This window comes from Vibrio sp. 10N.222.48.A3 (assembly GCF_041475345.1).
Classification (GTDB): Bacteria; Pseudomonadota; Gammaproteobacteria; order Enterobacterales; family Vibrionaceae; genus Vibrio; species Vibrio tasmaniensis_A.
Window position 1 is genome coordinate 1 of record NZ_JBFRVX010000002.1, and the last position, 2210, is coordinate 2210.

The following is a 2210-nucleotide window of genomic DNA, read 5'->3' on the forward strand; positions in this document are numbered from 1 at the left end:
ACAAGAGCGCCTTAGTGCGACTACTCTAAAACGCTTCTGCCCCAAACTTTGTTAGCCCTAATAAACTTACCGTCTGGCGAGCATTGCAGTAGACCTAATTAATCTAATCCGTACTTTGGGCGCTAATGCGGAAACTTTCCGTAGTTCTATCCCGAAACCCTCTTTCGATTCACATAACAGTTTGATGCTAATTGAGTTTAATAATGTATGCCAGCATCATAAATGGAATGTAAACACGGAAAAATTCAGTCTAATAAGCGTTACGCAACTGGAGTAAATTATGAAAAATGGCTTAGTAAATACGCTGAATCGGCAGGATGCTTCAGATGCGCTTGTAGATCTAGGAGAAACACTTCTAGATTCTCAATTCGATGATGGGCTACTAAAGGATATTCCCATTTTAGGAACTTTGATTAAGCTGAAAGATTTTGGACTAAGTATTAGTGACTACATGTTGGTTAAAAAACTGCAAAAGTTTGTATTCGCTTTGAATCAAGTTCCTGAAGATGAAAGAGACATGTTTTTCATTAAATTAGAAAGTGACTATACGTACAAATCTAAAGTAAATGACAATTTGGTTCTGCTTATCAATGCTTCTGATGATATTGATAAACCAGAAATGTTAGGGAAGGTTTTTTCTAAATATGTCATCGGATGTTTGGACTATGAGCAGTTTATGCAATTTTCGACCTCAATAAATGGCTTAAATGCAAATCAGTTTAAGTTACTTAAACAGCAAGAAAATGCTCTTACATCCAAAGAAGTTGGTCATATACTAGCTTCATATGGTTTCGTTAATATTGTCATACCAACAGCCTATGGTTCTTCTGTGCCTGATTATTATTTGAATGAAGATGGAGTTGAATTCCTAAAAGTACTGTTTGGTAAAGAGATCGCGGTGGAATAGTTGCATAACAAGGTGTTATAACTAAAAGAGGCTTTATGGCACAAAAAATATATTTTGATGAGTCTGGATTTACAGGCAATAACTTGTTGTCTGCTCGTCAGGAAGTCTTCTCGTATGGCTCTGTAGCATCGAGTGATGAAGAAGCAAAAGAAGTAGTTGAGTACATAATTAAAAAGTACAAAATTCAAAATGGTGAACTGAAAGGCGGGACGCTACTGGGAAATAACCGTGGTAAGAAAGCAATATCTGAATTGCTTGAAATCTACGATGGTAGGATGAAATCAGTTGTTCAGAATAAAAAGTTGGCATTAGCAGGAAAGTTTTTTGAGTATATTTTTGAGCCTGCTTTAGCTCAAAAAAATGGGCTGTTCTATAACCTTAATTTCCATAAGTTTGTAGCTAATTACTTGTATATAGAGTTTATTGTAAAAGAAAAAGTCGCAGAAGAGTTGTTTCTGGATTTTGAAAACTTCATGCGCAACAAGACCACTTCGGATGACTTTTTTACAATAAGTACTCCGCAAGAAGCAACCATGCCCTTTCAAAGTATCCTTGCTTTTACGCAAGCTAACCGACAGTCAGTCGCTGATGAACTTGACGCATTAGAAGGTACAGGACTCGACAAATGGATACTTGACCTTACTGATACATCACTTTTCAATTTGCTCGCATATTGGGGACAGAATCATCAACAATTAACAGCAGTTTGTGATGACGCAAAACCGTTGAAAGAAGATATGTCTGTTTTCGACGCAATGATCAATAGAACTGACAAACATTTTCAATCAATTGGTGGTAAAACAGTACCAATTACATTCAATTTGAGTGAACCGGTAAATCTTGTTGATTCAAAGGTTTATCATGGAGTTCAGGTCGCCGATGTCGTTTCGGCAGTATCTGTATATGTTGCTAACGAAAAGAAGAATGATCCATTTTATGATAAATGGGTTGGTACGTTTTTCGATCAAGTTATTTATGGCTATGCTAGCGTCGTTCCCGAAATTGAATATGTCGATCTGGAGCGAGATTCTGTAAAACTCAATGCGTTGCTCCTTGAAGAGCTAGCTAGTAGAAGTCGCGATAAACTTCCATTAATGGAAGGCATTGAAGAATATGTTCAAATGGTAAATTACGCACTGAAATTTGCACCCAAATTTTAGGTATAACAATCTGTTTAGAGTGATTCTCAACGCGTGGCGTTTTTACTATGCCTTGCGTTTGGTGGTTGCGGTGGCATCGGTATTGCTTTGCTCACACCTTAACAGTGGAATTGACTAATATTCCTCTGTAGACAGCGGTATAC

Annotated in this window: 2 protein-coding genes; both read left to right on the plus strand. The window is 37.1% G+C overall.

The features are described from left to right. The first annotated feature begins 280 nt into the window (after positions 1 to 280). Complete coding sequence (locus AB4653_RS00025; protein WP_017084738.1) at positions 281 to 907, plus strand: hypothetical protein; 627 nt, start codon at positions 281 to 283, stop codon at positions 905 to 907. A gap of 35 nt (positions 908 to 942) precedes the next feature. Beyond that, complete coding sequence (locus AB4653_RS00030) at positions 943 to 2067, plus strand: DUF3800 domain-containing protein (RefSeq protein WP_017084737.1); 1125 nt, start codon at positions 943 to 945, stop codon at positions 2065 to 2067. Positions 2068 to 2210: the final 143 nt, after the last annotated feature.